This is a genomic window from Metabacillus rhizolycopersici, assembly GCF_020075705.1.
The window spans coordinates 18,644-35,310 of the sequence record NZ_JAIQUM010000034.1 but is presented as its reverse complement, the minus strand read 5'-3'; the positions used below and the strand labels follow the sequence as shown (position 1 = coordinate 35,310).

At 35.6% G+C, this 16,667-nt stretch carries 13 protein-coding genes and 2 pseudogenes; 12 read left to right on the top strand and 3 right to left on the bottom strand.

Annotated features, from left to right (window positions below):
• Positions 1-83: 83 nt before the first annotated feature.
• The 4 genes from K9V48_RS15120 (at position 84) to K9V48_RS15105 (ending at position 4,008) form a co-directional block, all read left to right on the top strand.
• Complete coding sequence (locus K9V48_RS15120; RefSeq protein WP_224139867.1) at positions 84-968, top strand: acetaldehyde dehydrogenase (acetylating); 885 nt, start codon at positions 84-86, stop codon at positions 966-968.
• A 12-nt stretch (positions 969-980) separates the two neighbouring features.
• On the top strand, positions 981-2,012 hold the full coding sequence (gene dmpG / locus K9V48_RS15115; protein WP_224139865.1) for a 4-hydroxy-2-oxovalerate aldolase: 1,032 nt from the start codon (positions 981-983) through the stop codon (positions 2,010-2,012).
• Between the two features lie 135 nt (positions 2,013-2,147).
• A complete protein-coding gene (gene hpaD, locus K9V48_RS15110) occupies positions 2,148-3,104 on the top strand; it encodes a 3,4-dihydroxyphenylacetate 2,3-dioxygenase (protein ID WP_224139863.1) in 957 nt (318 codons plus the stop codon).
• Positions 3,105-3,153: 49 nt separating this feature from the next.
• Positions 3,154-4,008 (top strand): alpha/beta fold hydrolase, encoded by an 855-nt coding sequence (locus tag K9V48_RS15105; protein ID WP_224139861.1) that lies wholly within the window; start codon positions 3,154-3,156, stop codon positions 4,006-4,008.
• Between the two features lie 515 nt (positions 4,009-4,523).
• On the opposite strand, the gene K9V48_RS15100 is transcribed toward K9V48_RS15105, so the two are convergent.
• Entirely contained in the window at positions 4,524-5,129 is a 606-nt protein-coding gene (locus K9V48_RS15100; protein WP_224139859.1) for a TetR/AcrR family transcriptional regulator, read from the bottom strand.
• A gap of 194 nt (positions 5,130-5,323) precedes the next feature.
• Here K9V48_RS15100 and K9V48_RS15095 point away from each other — a divergent pair, with 194 nt between their 5' ends.
• From K9V48_RS15095 to K9V48_RS15085, 3 genes are all read left to right on the top strand, one after another.
• A complete protein-coding gene (locus tag K9V48_RS15095; RefSeq protein WP_224139857.1) occupies positions 5,324-6,061 on the top strand; it encodes an SDR family NAD(P)-dependent oxidoreductase in 738 nt (245 codons plus the stop codon).
• Positions 6,062-6,316: 255 nt separating this feature from the next.
• Complete coding sequence (locus tag K9V48_RS15090; protein WP_224139855.1) at positions 6,317-7,102, top strand: SDR family oxidoreductase; 786 nt, start codon at positions 6,317-6,319, stop codon at positions 7,100-7,102.
• Positions 7,103-7,866: 764 nt separating this feature from the next.
• A complete protein-coding gene (locus K9V48_RS15085) occupies positions 7,867-9,027 on the top strand; it encodes a DUF4317 domain-containing protein (RefSeq protein ID WP_224139853.1) in 1,161 nt (386 codons plus the stop codon).
• 116 nt (positions 9,028-9,143) lie between these two features.
• Here the strand turns inward: K9V48_RS15085 and K9V48_RS15080 are convergent, their stop codons facing one another.
• Positions 9,144-9,560, bottom strand: a complete 417-nt coding sequence (locus tag K9V48_RS15080) for a DUF1284 domain-containing protein (protein ID WP_224139852.1) — start codon at positions 9,558-9,560, stop codon at positions 9,144-9,146.
• Positions 9,561-9,953: 393 nt separating this feature from the next.
• Here K9V48_RS15080 and K9V48_RS30190 point away from each other — a divergent pair.
• Positions 9,954-10,118 (top strand): annotated as a pseudogene (locus K9V48_RS30190) (ferredoxin family protein); the annotation flags it as partial.
• Between the two features lie 125 nt (positions 10,119-10,243).
• Here the strand turns inward: K9V48_RS30190 and K9V48_RS15070 are convergent.
• Positions 10,244-10,657, bottom strand: a pseudogene (locus K9V48_RS15070) (MarR family winged helix-turn-helix transcriptional regulator).
• 524 nt (positions 10,658-11,181) lie between these two features.
• Between K9V48_RS15070 and K9V48_RS15065 the strand changes: the two are divergent.
• From K9V48_RS15065 to K9V48_RS15050, 4 genes are all read left to right on the top strand, one after another.
• Positions 11,182-11,577 carry an SRPBCC family protein gene (locus K9V48_RS15065; RefSeq protein WP_224139850.1) on the top strand — a complete coding sequence of 132 codons (396 nt, stop codon included), beginning with the start codon at positions 11,182-11,184 and terminating at the stop codon, positions 11,575-11,577.
• Between the two features lie 62 nt (positions 11,578-11,639).
• Positions 11,640-12,062: a DUF1801 domain-containing protein gene (locus K9V48_RS15060; RefSeq protein ID WP_224139848.1), complete on the top strand. Its 423-nt coding sequence runs from the start codon at positions 11,640-11,642 to the stop codon at positions 12,060-12,062.
• Between the two features lie 614 nt (positions 12,063-12,676).
• Positions 12,677-13,162 (top strand): hypothetical protein, encoded by a 486-nt coding sequence (locus tag K9V48_RS15055; RefSeq protein WP_224139846.1) that lies wholly within the window; start codon positions 12,677-12,679, stop codon positions 13,160-13,162.
• A 563-nt stretch (positions 13,163-13,725) separates the two neighbouring features.
• Positions 13,726-16,485 (top strand): GTPase domain-containing protein, encoded by a 2,760-nt coding sequence (locus K9V48_RS15050; protein WP_224139844.1) that lies wholly within the window; start codon positions 13,726-13,728, stop codon positions 16,483-16,485.
• Positions 16,486-16,667: the final 182 nt, after the last annotated feature.

The window sequence follows — 16,667 nt, the reverse complement described above, 5'->3', positions numbered from 1 at the left end:
TTCTAGTATATTGATAATACTCAAGACTACTGGTTTTGTGGTAGTCTTCTAAATCGAACAAAAGTAAGAAAGGTGGAGACATGATGAGCAAAGTAAAAGTAGCAGTCCTTGGTTCAGGTAATATCGGAACCGATTTATTGATGAAATTGGAGCGTTCAAACGAGTTGGAAGTAACGACCATGATTGGAATTGACCCGAATTCTGATGGGTTGCAACGGGCTAAAGAAAAAGGCTATAACGTTGTCGACACAGGGCTAAAGGGATTTCTTGAAACAGAACACGATGTAGAAATTGTGTTTGATGCTACTGCTGCAAAGGCGCATGTCCGCCATGCAAAGATGCTGCGGGAAGCAGGGATCATTGCGCTTGACTTAACACCAGCTGCAGTGGGTGAGCTAATTGTGCCAACTGTAAATTTAGAAGAACATATCGATAAGGATAACGTGAATTTAATAACATGTGGAGGTCAAGCAACGATTCCAATTGTCCATGCGATTAACCGTGTTAGTCCTGTCGAGTATGCTGAAATTGTTGCGACGATTTCAAGTAAAAGTGCCGGTCCTGGAACACGTGCAAATATCGATGAATTTACCGTAACAACAGCACATGGGATAGAAGCAATTGGTGGTGCTAAAAAGGGGAAAGCTATTATTATCTTAAATCCGGCAGAACCTCCTATTTTAATGCGTGATACAGTTCATGCGTTAGTCGAAGAAGGTAGCATGAATGAGGATGCTGTTATTCAATCGATTCAAGAAATGGTTCAATCTGTTCAATCTTATGTGCCAGGCTACCGCTTGCGAACGGAACCGATTATTGAAGGAAATAAAGTAACCGTATTCATCGAGGTAGAAGGTGCAGGTGATTATTTGCCTAAATATTCAGGTAACCTTGATATTATGACATCAGCAGCTGTACAAGTGGCAGAAACGTTTGCTAAAAAAAGACTTGCTAAAGAATCAGTTTAAGGAGGAAAAAAAATGACTAAAGAACGAGAAATTCTCATAACAGAAGTAGCATTGCGTGATGGCAGTCATGCTGTTGCCCACCAATATACAGTAGGGAAAGTACTAGCAATCGCAAAAGGTTTAAATGAGGCAAAAGTTCCATACATTGAAGTGTCACACGGAGATGGTCTTGCAGGTTCTTCCTTGCAATACGGATTTTCGCGCACAAATGAACTTGAGTTAATTGAGGCAGCTGTTTCTGTTTGCGATACATCGAAAGTGGCTGTATTACTGTTGCCAGGAATCGGAACAGTAAAGGATTTAAAACAGGCAGCAAGCCTTGGTGTGAAAATGGCTAGAGTAGCAACACATGTAACTGAAGCTGATGTATCAGCCCAACATATTGATGTCGCGAAAAGTCTTGGTCTTGAAACAGTAGGTTTCTTAATGATGTCTCATATGGCATCCGTTGCACAGCTAGTTGAACAAGCTAAGCTTATGGAAAGCTATGGGGCTGATGTCATTTATATGGTTGATTCTGCTGGAGCACTTTTACCACACGAAGTTACCGAAAGAATTAAAGCTTTGAAAGAGTATGTAGGGGTTGAAATCGGTTTTCACGGTCACAATAATTTATCACTTGCTATGGGTAATACGCTCGCAGCCATTGAAGCAGGGGCGACTCGCATTGATGGAAGTATTCGCTGTCTAGGCGCTGGCGCTGGAAATACGCAAACAGAAGTGCTAGTTGCTGTTTTGGATCGAATGGGAATTCAGACAGGCGTAGATTTGTATAAAATCATGGATCTTGCTGAAAACGTCGTGGCACCAATTTTACCAAAACCACAGGAAATTACGAAAGACAGTCTTGTGCTTGGTTATGCAGGTGTGTATTCAAGCTTCTTATTGCATGCCCAACGTGCAGCGGAAAAATATAACATCGATTCACGCGATATTTTAATAGAATTGGGACGTCGCAAAGTGGTTGGCGGTCAAGAAGATATGATTGTAGATGTAGCAACTGAAATAGCAAAGGAAAGCAAAAGTCAATCACTAACGAGTTAAGAACAGTTGAGTAAGGGGTCATTAGTTTGCGTACAATTTGAAAATGTGAACTGTGTTTAATTAGGATAATTTAAAAAGAGATTAATATCATTTCGTAAAAGACTAGTAGATAAAAAATGTGAGGAGTGGTTAATCGTGATTTTACGTTTAGGACAAATTGAACTTTTTGTAACCGATTTAAATAAATCCAAGGAATTTTATGTAGATGTATTAGGTTTTATCGAAGTAGAGAGAACTGAAAGTAGCTTATATTTACGAGCAATTGATGAGTTTGATCGATACTCGCTTATTTTAACTGAAAAACCGTTTGCTGCTTTAGGCAGTTTTGGATTAAGAGTGTCAAGCCCTGAGTACTTAGAAGTATTAAAGAAGAAACATGAAGAGATGGGCATTAAAACAGAATATAGTCTAGATAGTATTCATCCAGGTAAAGGACCAACTTTAAAAGTGGCGGAACCGAATGGACATCCAGTGGAGTTTTATCACTCAATGGAGCAAATAAGTGTGGGTAATCAAAATGGTGGTGTAGATGCATTGCCAATGCGATACTCTCATCTTCATAGAGGTATTCCACCAATTTGTATTGATCATATGAATCTACGTGTGCCGAATGTTGATAAAGCTCTTGATTATTGGGAGGAAATTGGATTTAGCATTTCAGAATATGTTCAAGATGGCGATGAAAAATTTGCAGCATGGACAAGAGCTAAAACTTCTACTCATGATGTAGCATTGGTTAAACACAGTGAAGCGTCTCTACATCATATTGCGTATATTGTGGATGGAGTTGCCGGAGTAGTTAGAACTGCAGACTTGTTAGCAGACGCAGGATATAGAGATTCAGTCGAATATGGTCCAGGAAGACATGGAGTTACAAATGCGTTCTTCTTGTATGTCAGAGATCCAGATGGACATCGTATTGAAATTTACTCTGGAGATTACAAAAGAGATACTGATCTCACGCCGATTGGTTGGACAAAAGAAGAATACGATCAAAAAGGTCGTTTATGGTGGGGACCAACTGTACCAGAACGTTTCTTTGAGACAACTGCGATTAATCCAGAATGGATGAAATCTGTTGTTAAAAGGTAAATAAGGGATAGAGTGAGGAGTAATTCTTTTAAAAAAGGGAGAGATTGAGATGACAATTTGGACGGACTTAGCAGATTTGGAATTAAAACTACACTATGTAAATGCGGGTGGAATAAAAACAAGAGTGCTTGAAGCTGGTAGTGGAGAACCACTTATTTTGCTTCATGGTACTGGGGGACATATTGAAGCGTACGCAAGAAATATTAGAGGTCTCAGTGAAAAGTTTCGCGTTATTTGTATTGATATGGTAGGACATGGTTATACAGAAAAACCCAATCGACCGTATGGGATTGATTATTACAGCGATCATTTATTAGGGGTTATGCAGGCATTGGATCTATCACAAGCGTTTATTTCAGGTGAATCATTAGGCGGTTGGGTAGCTGCCTGGTTTGCAGCACATCATCCCGAATATGTGAAGGCCTTAGTGTTAAATACGCCAGGAAATGTGAATAACAAACCTGAAGTGATGCAAAAACTGAAAGATTCAACTATAAAGGCAGTCATTGAAGCAAATTATGAAAATGTAAAAACAAGACTTGAGTGGCTCATGTATGATAAAAGCCAAGTAACAGAAGAACTAATCGAAGCACGATATAAAATCTATACACAACCAGAGTATCAACAATCGGTGTATAATATTGTTTGTCTTCAAGATATCGAAGTAAGAAAACAATACAGCTGGGATTCATCTTGGTGTGGCAAAATTAATGTTCCAACTTTATTAGCTTGGACTAGCCATGATCCTACTTCAACTGTAGAAGAAGGAAAACCACTTCAAGAAATGATTCCTAATAGTGAATTTACGGTCATTCAAGACGCAGGACACTGGCCACAATGGGAAAAAGTTGAAGAGTTTAATAGTGTATTAACGGATTTCCTGTTGGCGCAGGTAACTAAGTAATCATTATCGTTTTCGGGAGAATCTTTTCTATTATGTCTATCATTTGACTATGATGGAAACAAAAACACGAGCAGCTTTGTGCTCGTGTTTTTAAATTTAACTTGTAACAATTCATTTCAATTTAAAAGGCTCTTTTCTGAAAGATTAAGTATAGTAGAAAATGAAAAATTGATAAGCGATGGTGATTTTTAAAATGTAAAAAAACTAGGGAGGATATTCTAAAACTTCATTGATAAGCTCAATATATTATTAAGCTAAAGGGGGGGGCGTTTGTTGAAGTATATAAGATAGCCTTTTAACATATTGGACATGTCAAATATGTTAAAAGGCTTATATTTTTGGATTTCTGTATTTTAGTCTTAATAATACTGTACCAATAGGAATGGTTAGGCGATGAAGCTCTTTGAATTTCGCTGTTACATTATTTTTGTGTCGAGTAAATATTTTTACTTTTCCGTTGAACATAGAAAGGGTTATTCTTATGCCATCCTCATTGATAAGTGCCAGGCACTTATTTAGTTATTTCCAATATACTCAAGTGAGTAAATATGTGTTTTCGTTAGCTCAATGACTTCTTGGATGAATTCCTCTTGGGATTCTTTGAAGCCATTTTGGATCCAATTGTGAAGGAGTCCATAAAAGCCATAGGCTGTATAACGTTTAAAATAATCCATATTGACCGGGATATTGTTGATTGTTTCGAAGATAAATTGTTCCTTATAGATTTTTAAGATCGATTGAGGGAACCTTGTATGTAATCCTGGTAACGTGTCATCGTAATTAATCAGTTCAAAAAAATTCCGGTTTTTATAGATATATGAAACGATATTAAAAGATGGTGCATTTAACTTGACTGTATAAACCTTGTGACCAGGTACATATGGTTTGCCTACTGAAGCTTCTAACCCTTGAAGCATGGAAACAAGTAAGTCTTCAGCTAATTCAATTTTATCTTGGTAATGGATATAAAAGGTACTGCGATTATAAGTGGCATAATCGACAATGTTTTTTACAGTAACGGAATGGTAACCCTTCTCTTTTATGAGTTCAATTAATGCTTGCTTTAAATGGTCTTTTGTCCGATTTTGCCGCCCGGATGTCGTATTTTGTTCGTCATTCATAGAAAAACCTCCCTCAAAATAGACAGATTCATCATAAGTGTCTAACTAGTAGACACCTAATGATATCTTAATGATTGTTAAATGTGAACAAAATAGTACAATTAATTTGTAAACAAAATAGTACAGACATTAGATCTGTCTAGTACTTTTCTCAGGTAAGAGGTACAGAATTTTTAATACTAGGAGGATTTAGGATGGGAAAATTACAAGATAAAGTAGCTGTGATTACCGGCGGAGCATCTGGTATTGGGGAAGAAACAGCACGTTTATTCGTTTCAGAAGGAGCCAAAGTGGTTCTTGTTGATTTAAACGAGGAAAAAGGGAAGGCTTTTGAGGAAGAGTTGAAAGCGCTTAATTATGAAGCGCTTTTTATAAAAGCAAATATTACGAGTGAAGAAGAAGTCGCAAATATCTTTAAACAAACCGTTGAAACGTTCGGCAAAGTGGATGTTGTCTTCAACAATGCGGGTATCGGTCGTGTTCATCCTTCACATGATTTAGAGTACTCAGAATGGCGCAAAACCGTAAATGTTGACTTAGACGGTGTCTTCTTAGTAGCACGTGAATCCATTCGTGAAATGTTAAAAACAGATGGCGGTACGATTGTTAATACGGCATCTATGTACGGTTGGGTTGGGTCACCTGGTTCAGCAGCCTATAACGCAGCAAAAGGTGGCGTGATTAACTTAACTCGTTCACTTGCACTTGAATATGCAGAACAAAATATTCGTATTAACGCATTATGCCCTGGTTTTATTGATACACCAATTATACCGGAAGAAAGCAAGCAAGCTTTAGCTGCAGCAACACCGATGAAACGTCTTGGTAAAGTAGAAGAAATGGCAAAAGCAGTATTATTCATGGCTTCTGATGATTCTTCATTCATGACTGGAAATAGCTTAACGGTTGATGGTGGATATACGGCGCAATAATCATTCATGGGGACGAATCTTTTGCTTCAAGCTTGAAACAGTGAATGGTTCTTCGCGACCTAGCTTTGTGGGATTACTTGTACCACCTGGGGACTAAGTAGGAAAAGGTGACTTTCACCGTTATATATCCTTAATAAGAGATATGTTTTAAAAAATAATTAAAGGGGATATCTAAGCATACGTTATTTATCGTTTCCTACGATAATAGGATCTTCCTCTTAAACCTAGAAACAAAAATAAAGGAGGAAATTTCAAATGAGCAATCGTTTTGATGGGAAAGTCATAGTAATTACAGGTGCAGGATCTGGTTTAGGACAAGCCTCTGCCTTACAAATAGCAAAAGAAGGAGCAAAACTTTCACTCGTTGATTTAAATGCTGCTTCATTAGAAGAAACAAAAAGTAAAGTGTTAGAAGTTGCACCAAACGCAGAAGTGTTGCTTATCTCTGCGAATGTGGCAGATGAAAAAGCAGTTGAAAACTATGTAAATGAAACAGTTGAGAAATTTGGGAAAATCGATGGTTTCTTCAACAACGCAGGGATCGAAGGAAAACAAAACCTAACAGAGGATTTTGGGATTGATGAATTCCAAAAAGTAGTCAGTGTCAACTTAAATGGTGTGTTTTACGGTATGAAGCACGTATTGAAAGTTATGAGAGAACAAGGCTTTGGCTCTATTGTAAATACTGCTTCTGTTGGCGGTATTCGTGGGGTAGGAAACCAATCTGGTTATGCAGCTAGTAAACACGGCGTGGTCGGATTAACAAGAAACTCTGGAATTGAATACGGACAATACGGAATCAGCGTCAAAGCCATTGCACCAGGCGCAATCATGACACCAATGGTCGAAGGTTCATTAAAACAAATGGATCCAGACAACTGGGAAGAAGTAGGAAAACAATTTGTTGAGCCAAACCCAATGAAACGTTTCGGTAAACCAGAAGAAGTGGGTTATTTAGTGGCATTCCTACTATCTGATCAAGCCAACTTCATCAACGCAACCGTTATTCCAATCGATGGTGGACAATCTTATAAATATTGAGAAGTGTGGAGATGCTTCTTCACCTAACCGTCACTTTCGATTACACTAGAAAAAACTGATATTTCACCTATAGTAGATACTTATTATAATTTACTAACTATCCAATACAAACAGAGAAGCACGGGAACCGTTCGAGACCACTGAAAAAGTGTTCACTTTGAATGATTGACAGTTATTTCTAATGATATATAGTAATGAAAAGAAGTTGATCATCTACATATAGTAGGTAATCAACTTCTTTTTTTCTTTCAATGAACTTTTTCAGTGGCTTCGAACCGTTCCAGTGCTTTCTTGTCACACCCTTATTACTTACCAATCCTCCCTACAACTTTTATCCAACACAATCTCAACCTGCACATTCTTATATCAAGATCCTTTGTTAAGGACTATGTGTAACACACCCTTTGTAATATTCACTCCACAATTTAACGAATTTTTTAATAAAGTTGCTATGGGAGTTATGAGGGATTTACTTAGTGAAGAATTTTAAAAAGGTGCACAGTTTCCGACTACTGTGCACCTTTTTGTGCTAACGGGTGCGTTTCTTAAATATCCTTCTTCCGATCTAGGCAGCTTTTTATTGAACTAAAGTTGAAGTATTCGTCTGTAACACGTTAAAAATCATTTAGAGTGAGTGGAGATTTATCTCTATAAAAAAATAGGATAATACTAACTTTATCCCTTTCAGCTATCAAAATTGAAAAATATCAAGTATTACTATTTTCTTGCCTGACCAGTATAATCAGGAATGGGAGATGAGATAAATGAATAAAAAAGACATCGCTAATATCCGAAAGCAATTTAAATTAGACAATCATTTTATGGAAATTCGAGAAATCTTCAATATTTATGTAAAGAAAGAATCAGGTGAGATTTACCATCAAGTAAGTCAACCGTTTCAAATGTTAGAACAGGAAGCACAAGAATTGTTTTTAGCAAACTTTAAAAAGGTTTTGACAGGTCATCTTGATGCCAAACTGTTTGAGCTGAAATTCAGGCGTGATGTGGAAGACAGCACACAAACGATCCTCTTCGAAGGATTACGAGCAGAATCAACGGAAGATTGGAAAGCAAACATGCTCAAAATCGTCGGGAAAATGTTTGCTCATGCTGCTTACGATTTTGATACTGTGGTGACATTTATCCGAGGTGAATATCAAAAGGCGACTAGGAAACGGGATCCGGAATCCGAAAAAGGTGGGAATGATGAGGTTTATTCCAGTGAGTTTATCCTTTGCAGTCTCAATAAAACCGATCAGCCGAAAAAAGTCTTGCTGTTTGATTATATCGAGAAAGAATTCAAATCGAATAACGCAATTGATCCCATTATTAATTTGACTACTCCGTTAACAGGTTTTCTTTTTCCTGCCTTTAATGAAAACTCAGGAGATGTAAATCATATTCTCTATTGTGGAGGGAAAGTGAATCAACCAGATGATTCATTTATAGAAGAAGTTCTCAACTGTGAAGATATTATTACCGCTGTGGAAGATAAGGACAGCTTCGAACAAATCTTAAAAATAGTAATGGGAGACGAAGTGGATTCCAACGTCATTTCTAATGTCTATGAGGAAATCGATAAGATAGTACAGGAAAATGAAGAAGATGAAGAAAGTGAATCTCCTATGTTGAATTATCGGGACATCGAACGCATCTTAGAGGTAAGCGGCGTCGAAAATGTAGATACCGCCAAAGTGGAACATGCCTTCAAAAGTGTCGTAGATGACGAAAAACACGAAATCAAAGCAAGCAGTATAATACCTAAATCTATTAAAATCAATACGAAGGTAGCTGATGTATCCGTCAGCCCAAAAGATCTGAAAAATGTAAAATATATTAATTACAATGGAAAACGGTGCCTATTAGTTGAGATCGATGAAGATGTGGTCGTCGAAGGATTTCGACTGGAAACGAAGACACTCTAGTGGGTTTTGAGGGACAGAAATTATACTTAAACGAACGGATGCTAGAATGGAAAAAAGGGTGATTTAATTTAAATATTTTACCTCAAAACGGAACTATTTAATAAAAGGGGGAAGGCTTATTTAACTTCCCTTAAGCCCTTCCCTTCAAGAATCTCTTGAATACCTTCTTCACAAACTCCATATGACCGCCAGGAACAAGATTCACACACAATTTGAATATCGGAGGGGACGATATACTTTCGGATGAGCGACTCAATGTCCTCCCAATTCAGAATTTGTCCGATTTTAAGCCCTAATTTCTCTATAATAGCGGCATCTCTTTCATAAATAGTGTCGTCTTGGCAGTGGTATTCACCTGAGTTTGGGTACTTTTCACACAACTGATCGGGACCCTTTACAAGTTGAATCCTAATCTTGGGATTGTTTCTCAAGGTTTGGTGCAGACTTGTCATATTTTCCACGTATTCTTGGGAATAGCCCATTCCCCGATAGCCCAAAAGGCAAAAAAGATGATGACCTCGTAGCTTATACATAATTTCCCCCATTTCGACAGGTTCGATTAAATATACAAGTTAACCAAAACATCTAATCAGTTAACTTGTATATTTAGGTACAACGAATGCAAGAAACGGTTTAGATTCTATTACTTGATTTCTCATATAAAGCGGTTTAACGGATTTCCTAATTAAAACTTAATCATAAATAGATTCATTTACGTAATTGTCGAATCATTATGCAGATTATAAAATCAAAACAAACCAAAGAATAACTATGTCATGTTCAATATTTTGAAAATTCACAAAATATCATGATTTATTGTACCAAATATTTACTTGGAAAGTAATGTCTTTTATTAGAAAGCCTAAGATTATTAAATAACGAAGGTAAGGGAATTATTATTGATTAAGCTTTATTCTAAATTTTAAGGGATTTCATATGTTATTCTCGACCAGAATGAAGGTACGGTACAAGTACCCGAAGAGTTGATTGATTCTTTGGAAGACGCATATGAAGGATGCCCGACTGAGTCGATAAAAGTTGCGGAAGATCCTTTTAATGGAAATGCGCTAAAATATGAAGAAGCCATTTGAAAATTCCATCATGATTTTAAACAGAAAGAACTCAATTTTAATAATATTTGTAAAATGAGTTCTTTTGTTCCTATTAAAATCAATATTTCTAGTACAGTTTTGATCAAACATTTAAAAAAAGCTCCCTACAATCCCCAATCAGATTTTAAGATATCTTTCAGAATCGCTATTTGATCAGCAATTTTTTTCTCAAGTTTCGCCTTTAAGGCTTCATTTTTCTCAAAACATTCATTGCCTAATGCAGTTAACTTTATGCATTTATCTTTTTTGTTATGTTCTGCGTTTTTAATTTCAACTAAACCTTTTGCCTCAAGACTTTTTATGAACTTATGAACGGCCTGCCGAGAGATGTCTACATGTTTTGTCACATACGAAATGGTAGGCTGCTTTTTATATACTCTTGCCATGATAAATCATTCGGAATTTGAAACATAAATATTACTGCTATCATTCCATGATTTCTCAGATATACTACGAAGCAGAAGATGACGTTCACTTAACAAATCTATCAAATCTAAGTATTGTAATTTAGAATTCAACTATTTCACTCCAATCGTATTTATCGCTACTAATGAAGATGGAACGGATTATGATATAAGTACAGCATACAATTCAATAGAAAATAAATGAAAAATCAAGTATAAGGCTATCAACGACACAAACTCTGCTTCTTAAATGTTGGAAGAGGTCTTGTGTCTGTTGATAGTGTTTATTTTTTTGTTGCTTGAAAACAGGTTTGGATATAAACATTTCCAACTTTAGAATTTATGCCAAGCAGAGATTAAAAAATCATTTCGTTTCAGTTGCTTCTATAGACGAATAAGAAAATCAAAAAGTTAATTCAAAGTCAACATGAGCAGTGGATCTCTGGCCTCCCAGTTTTATTTCAAGGCTTATTTGCCGATTTCATTCTGCGAAAGTTGAGTGAATAGTTTAGTGGTAATAGGTTTGTTGCAAATCCTTTAATGTTCCTTATTGCTTGACCTCAGGAATGTCTCAAAACATGTTTGTCTTTTCTTTCTACCTTTTTTATACTAAAAAGGACAAACACGGGGGTGGAAAAGTGAGTAATGGCAGTAGTTCGATCTTAATAGCTAAGGATAAGGAAGCAGTTTGGAATGCGATTGAAAACGATGAGAAATTTTCGGTATGGTATGCGCCGGGTTCGAAATGGGATATTCCTACATTTGCGGTCGGAGAGCAAGCAGTTTTTACATTGATGCCAAGTTCATACAATGACCTAAAAGAAGGCGAATGCATGCCAATGAATTTTACGATTAAAGAAGTCATCCCTAATCAAAAGTTTTCTTATTACTGGGATTCAAATGAAATGCATTTTACAATTGAGTTATGTTCAGAATCTAGCGGAACAAGAGTACAATTTAACCAAGATGGTTTCGAATATTCTTTGGCAAATTTAAAAGCTTACTTAGAAGGAAAAGAATTACCCTACGTTTAATAAATATAATATGTTCCTTTTAAAGTGATTTTTTTAAAAATTAAGAATAGGGGATTTAAATTATGTATGAACTCAAAACAAAAGAAACGGACAACAGTGTCATTGAATTTATAGAAAATGTCGAAAGCCCTAAAAAACGTGAAGACGCATATAAACTATTAGATCTTTTTACTGAAACAAGTGGGTTTAAAGCAAAGATGTGGGGCCCGAGTATTATCGGATTTGGTTCATATCATTATAAATATGAATCCGGACATGAAGGCGATGCACCACTAGTTGGCTTTTCACCACGTAAGGCAAAAATTAGTTTGTATTTTGCGACCGGTGATAAAAAACGAGAGGAATTGTTAAAGGACTTTGGGAAACATACGACAGGGAAAGCGTGTGTGTACATCAATAAGGTAGCAGATATTGATGTTGATGTTTTAAAAGCATTAATTAACCAATCTATCTTATTCTTGCGAGAAACCTATCCGAATCAATAAGTCCTTCATGGGTAGTGAATCGTGACTATTTTGAAATACTTCTTTTAGAAATTTTTTAATAGAAGTATGCTTTTATCTGTAGTTTACCGAAGTTCAGGAATAGCTAATATGGTGAGACTAATGAATATATTTAAATCAAAAACGGGTTTGAAGCAACTTTTCCAAGCTCTTTTTTACGTTATGTCACGTCTGATATTAGGTACGAGTATGTAATTTCTTACGAATGATTTATGGGTAAAATCTCAAATTAAGAATAAAATTGGTATTAATTGTAAATAATAATAATGTAAAGTGTTTGATCTCATTCTTACCTTTCAGTAAAACCAGAACCTCAAGATTCAAGTGAAACAACGAAGATAGAGTGATAAAGAAAATCCCCTCTGATGGATGTCTCTCGTTCTTAAGTGGTTAGTTGGTTGTATCTTCGTCTTATTATCTAGTTTGTCCCATTTTTCTAAAAAATTTTCGTTTCCGCTATGTCTTGAAGTGAGGTTTTTTTATCTATTATTCTGGAATAAATGACATGTTTTAAACATATAACAGTAGGTTTTTGGGCTTAAATCGTCCAAATTAATACGATGAATTGATAAATATGATGAATAGGAAACTTTAATATGACATCAAAAATAGAAGCAATATTTTGGAGTATTGCCTTACCTGGATTTGCTCAATTACTGAATAAAAAACTTGTTAAAGGAATTGTCTTAATCGCTTTAGAATTTCTAATTAATGTGAATAGTAATTTTAACTCAGCCATTATGGCTAGTTTCCTGGGAGAAATAGACAAAGCAATCCACATTATAAACTTTCAGTGGATTATGTTTTATCCTTGTGTGTATATGTTTGCGATGTGGGATGCATATAAAGATGCAAAAGGAGAAACATCTCGATATTCGTTCCTTCCATTTGTATTTGGAGCGTATTCCGTCACAGTAGGACTTATGTATTCGCCCGTTTTTACGATTAGAGGTGTCCTATTAGGTCCTATTTGGCTACCAATTCTCTCACTTATACCTGGATTGCTTATCGGAATTTTATTATCAATGATCCTAAGAAGAGTTAAGAAGATGAAGAAACAAGAAGGGAATCGTCATGGATGATGAATGGGATATTCACGAACTAATTAATAAAGGATGAAAATAAGATCACTAGTGAAACTCCTAGCAGGGAGGCATTGAAACTGAATCCTATTAGTTAATTATTGAAGCTACTACTAATAATTTTTTAAGTTGGGAAGGTAATAAAATTCAATCGTGTAATCAAGTCTCTATATTCTTCAAAAGAATCCATTACATATGATTACTATCCAAACCCCCATAAAACGAAGACCCTTCACGAATTTTTTAATTTAGCACTGCTTATTTCTAAACTACTTAGCCACATATGAATGGAAGGTAAAGAACTCTATTCATTCATATGTGGCCTATTTTTTCGAAGTCGAAAAACGCATTTGCTTTTTCTACAACTACAAAAAATAATATTTAGTGAGATTTTCATCGTTATTGCTGGAGTATTAGAAATTAAATAAAAATGATTTCAATTTTATCATTTTTGTGGAGATATATCTGTTAAAATAAACCAAAAGACCGTAATTTTAATAGGTTCGTTAACTATTCAGGTTTAGTATATGTAAGAGATAATTTATTTTTTGCAGGAGGATATTATGACAATAGAAAAACAACTAATCCATAAAACATATTATGAAACGTATTTGGGAGAAAGTGATAAAAGAACGCCTGCTCAAATACTAGGTCAAGTCTATTTTGAAGAGCAAAACAGTGATGAAAGCTTTGATTTGTCATACATTCGTTTTGCTCAAGGGGAAGTTTATTATCTTTATCAGGATTATGAAACAGCCATTTTTAAATGGGAAAATATAAAAAATGAGCTCGAACCATGGGCGAAAAAAAATATCGGTGATGCTTATAACGAGTTAGGATTGCTATCAGCTGCCGAAGATATGTACATATCAATCGAAACAGATGATAACACGTTAACTATTGAAGTGGCTCTTAAATTATTTTCTTTGTATCAAGATAGGAATAAAGTAGAAAATGCATATGAAATCATAAAAAAGGCGTTATCAATCAATCCAGATTATCCACAAGTTACTCGGATTGCCCGAGCTTTTTATGAAGAACGTCATGATTACGACAATGCAGTAAAGCTTGCGGTCCTTGAATCGATTCGAACAGAGCAAGAAGAATGGTTCTCTACCTTGATTTCATATGTAAAAGCTGGGTACACAAAAAAATTCCAACCTGATTTTTTTGCAGAAGCACTACTCACATTTTTCGAAGTTAGCCAAACTTCATTTGCGCAATTTATTGGGGCGTTATGGGATAGCTATAAAAATGAGAAATCCTATCTTACCTGGTTAAAAACGATTAATGATATGTTTTTTACAGTAGACCTTAAAACAAGTGATCATCAATGGGATCAAACCGTACAACTTTTTGAAGAGACATATCTTGACTTGACAGGTGGGTCTTACTATTTAAATCAGCTACATGATGTTATACCGAATTTATTGGCTAGCTGGTTAAAGCTTTCAACACGAACAAATGGTTTGTTTCCATCGGCGACTGTATTAGCTTGGAATGAAATTTTTCCTGGTACGGTTCTGCCTGATGCTGTATATAAAGCTGAATCGATTATTTTTGAAGCAGAAAATAATCAAAGTGGATTAGAAAACGCGTTACAACTATTTGATACGATTAGTGGGTGGGCGGAAAGTCATTCGGTAGAGATAGATTTTAGAATTAATTGGTGGTTAGAAGAGCTTATCAACCCACAAATAAAAAATCATTTTCTGTTAGCGGGAAAAGCTGGAAGTGGGAAAACCACGTTTGTTAATTCCTTATTAGGCGACCAATTGTTCAAAGGGTCAACATCATCCTTCGTAGTGATTCATGATGATGACGAGCTAACGATGAATCACGTTACTGATTCAGAAGTACGGCCTGTACATAGCCAACGTTCGTTAGATGAATTAATGAAAAAAGAAGTAACGTCACTTTTTCATGTGAAGCACCCTTGTATTTTATTGCACGAACATCAGTGTGCAATCATTGATACACCTCCAATTAATGATCATCATGAATCAAGAAACCAGCTGTTTGATTCGCTACTCTTGGCTGATGGATTGCTATATGTTCTTGATGGGGCATCGGAGTTATCTGAAAGAGAGTACGATGTATTATGCCAAATGAAAAAATTTGCACCAGACTTAAAGGTACACTTTTTGTTGAATAAAGTTGATGTAATTTCAAGTGATGCCCATACTCAAACTCGGACTTCCGAAGTTAAGGAAAAAATTGCAAATGTATATCCTGAGTCAGAGATACTACCTTATTCGTCACTACATCCATTTAGTCAGCAGTTAAGTCAATTAAATTCGTTTTTATATACGAATTTCCCTAATAGCATGAAGGAGAAGCAAGAGAAGCAGACTGCAAAGGTTCTTACATTGATTCGTAAAATGCTATCTAACTTAATTCAAAAACGTGTAGATATGGAAAAAGGGTTAATTGATTCAATTGAATGGAATGAAGATCTTTTAGGGCGTTTAAATGGTTTTACGAATAAACTAATTGATCTCCAACACGAGAAAGTTGCCGCAATTTTAACTGCATACAAAGCTTTAGTGACTGAAAGTAGAAATGAGTTAAAAGAAGCAGTACCTAAATTGTTAAAAGAAAGTTCAGAGCTTATTAAAGAAGATAGTGATTTTAAACAAATTCACATCATGCTTAACGAAAGTATGAATGTTAAAGTACAGGATTATTTTGAACACTCCTTGCTACCATCTGTTTTTGAAAAACTTGCAGATTGGGTTTCTGCATCACATGATGAATTACTAGAATGTCAATCTTACTTAAAGGAAATGAGCGAAACCTTTAATGAAATCTATCAACAGGATAAGCTAAAACTAACATGTGAGTTTACAGTATTAGAGGACTGGCGTCGTGATATTCATCGAATGACAGGTAGAATTCAGTACGAAAAAGAAAACATCATGTTAAGACATAATCCAGCGCAATTATTATTAAAAAGTGCAGGTAAACTATTTGGTGCAATGAATCAAAATAAAACGATGCTTGCTAATCAATATAAAAAATACGTTGAAAATGAAACATATGAGGAAGTAACAAAATCTATTGCGATGAAATTGTTTATACCTTTTGATTTGTTTGAGAAAGGGTTAAATCAAGATGTTTCCTCTTTCTTTAATGGACCATTAAATGAAGTGACGGAAACAATTGTTGAAACTGAAACAGCGATAAACGAAGGTAAAGAAGCATTAAGTAATATGCAAGCAAACCCTGAAATCTTTTATGATCCGTTGAAATTGTTTGAAGTCAATTTGCTACAGCGGGAATTCACGCTACAGGCGAAAAAAGACTATAGTCGTACAATGTAATTCAAAGAGACTGAATTTGGCTGGAAGTGAATGCTTCCAGCCAAATCCCAGTCTTTTTTTATCGATTAGAGAACTGTGAAATTATGGTGATGTGGATGAGCGCGCGACATCCAGCTCCAGCGCTTTTGTTCACTGCCCAAATTTCAATCTAATCCACTCCTCTTTTAGAAGTGAGACACCTA

Excerpts from the sequence above, each read along its gene's own strand:
- K9V48_RS15120 (WP_224139867.1), top strand. The coding sequence starts at position 84 with ATGAGCAAAGTAAAAGTAGCAGTCCTTGGTTCAGGTAATATCGGAACC.
- dmpG (WP_224139865.1), top strand. The coding sequence starts at position 981 with ATGACTAAAGAACGAGAAATTCTCATAACAGAAGTAGCATTGCGTGAT.
- K9V48_RS15105 (WP_224139861.1), top strand. The coding sequence starts at position 3,154 with ATGACAATTTGGACGGACTTAGCAGATTTGGAATTAAAACTACACTAT.
- K9V48_RS15100 (WP_224139859.1), bottom strand. The coding sequence starts at position 5,129 with ATGAATGACGAACAAAATACGACATCCGGGCGGCAAAATCGGACAAAA.
- K9V48_RS15095 (WP_224139857.1), top strand. The coding sequence starts at position 5,324 with ATGGGAAAATTACAAGATAAAGTAGCTGTGATTACCGGCGGAGCATCT.
- K9V48_RS15090 (WP_224139855.1), top strand. The coding sequence starts at position 6,317 with ATGAGCAATCGTTTTGATGGGAAAGTCATAGTAATTACAGGTGCAGGA.
- K9V48_RS15085 (WP_224139853.1), top strand. The coding sequence starts at position 7,867 with ATGAATAAAAAAGACATCGCTAATATCCGAAAGCAATTTAAATTAGAC.
- K9V48_RS15080 (WP_224139852.1), bottom strand. The coding sequence starts at position 9,560 with ATGTATAAGCTACGAGGTCATCATCTTTTTTGCCTTTTGGGCTATCGG.
- K9V48_RS15060 (WP_224139848.1), top strand. The coding sequence starts at position 11,640 with ATGTATGAACTCAAAACAAAAGAAACGGACAACAGTGTCATTGAATTT.
- K9V48_RS15055 (WP_224139846.1), top strand. The coding sequence starts at position 12,677 with ATGACATCAAAAATAGAAGCAATATTTTGGAGTATTGCCTTACCTGGA.
- K9V48_RS15050 (WP_224139844.1), top strand. The coding sequence starts at position 13,726 with ATGACAATAGAAAAACAACTAATCCATAAAACATATTATGAAACGTAT.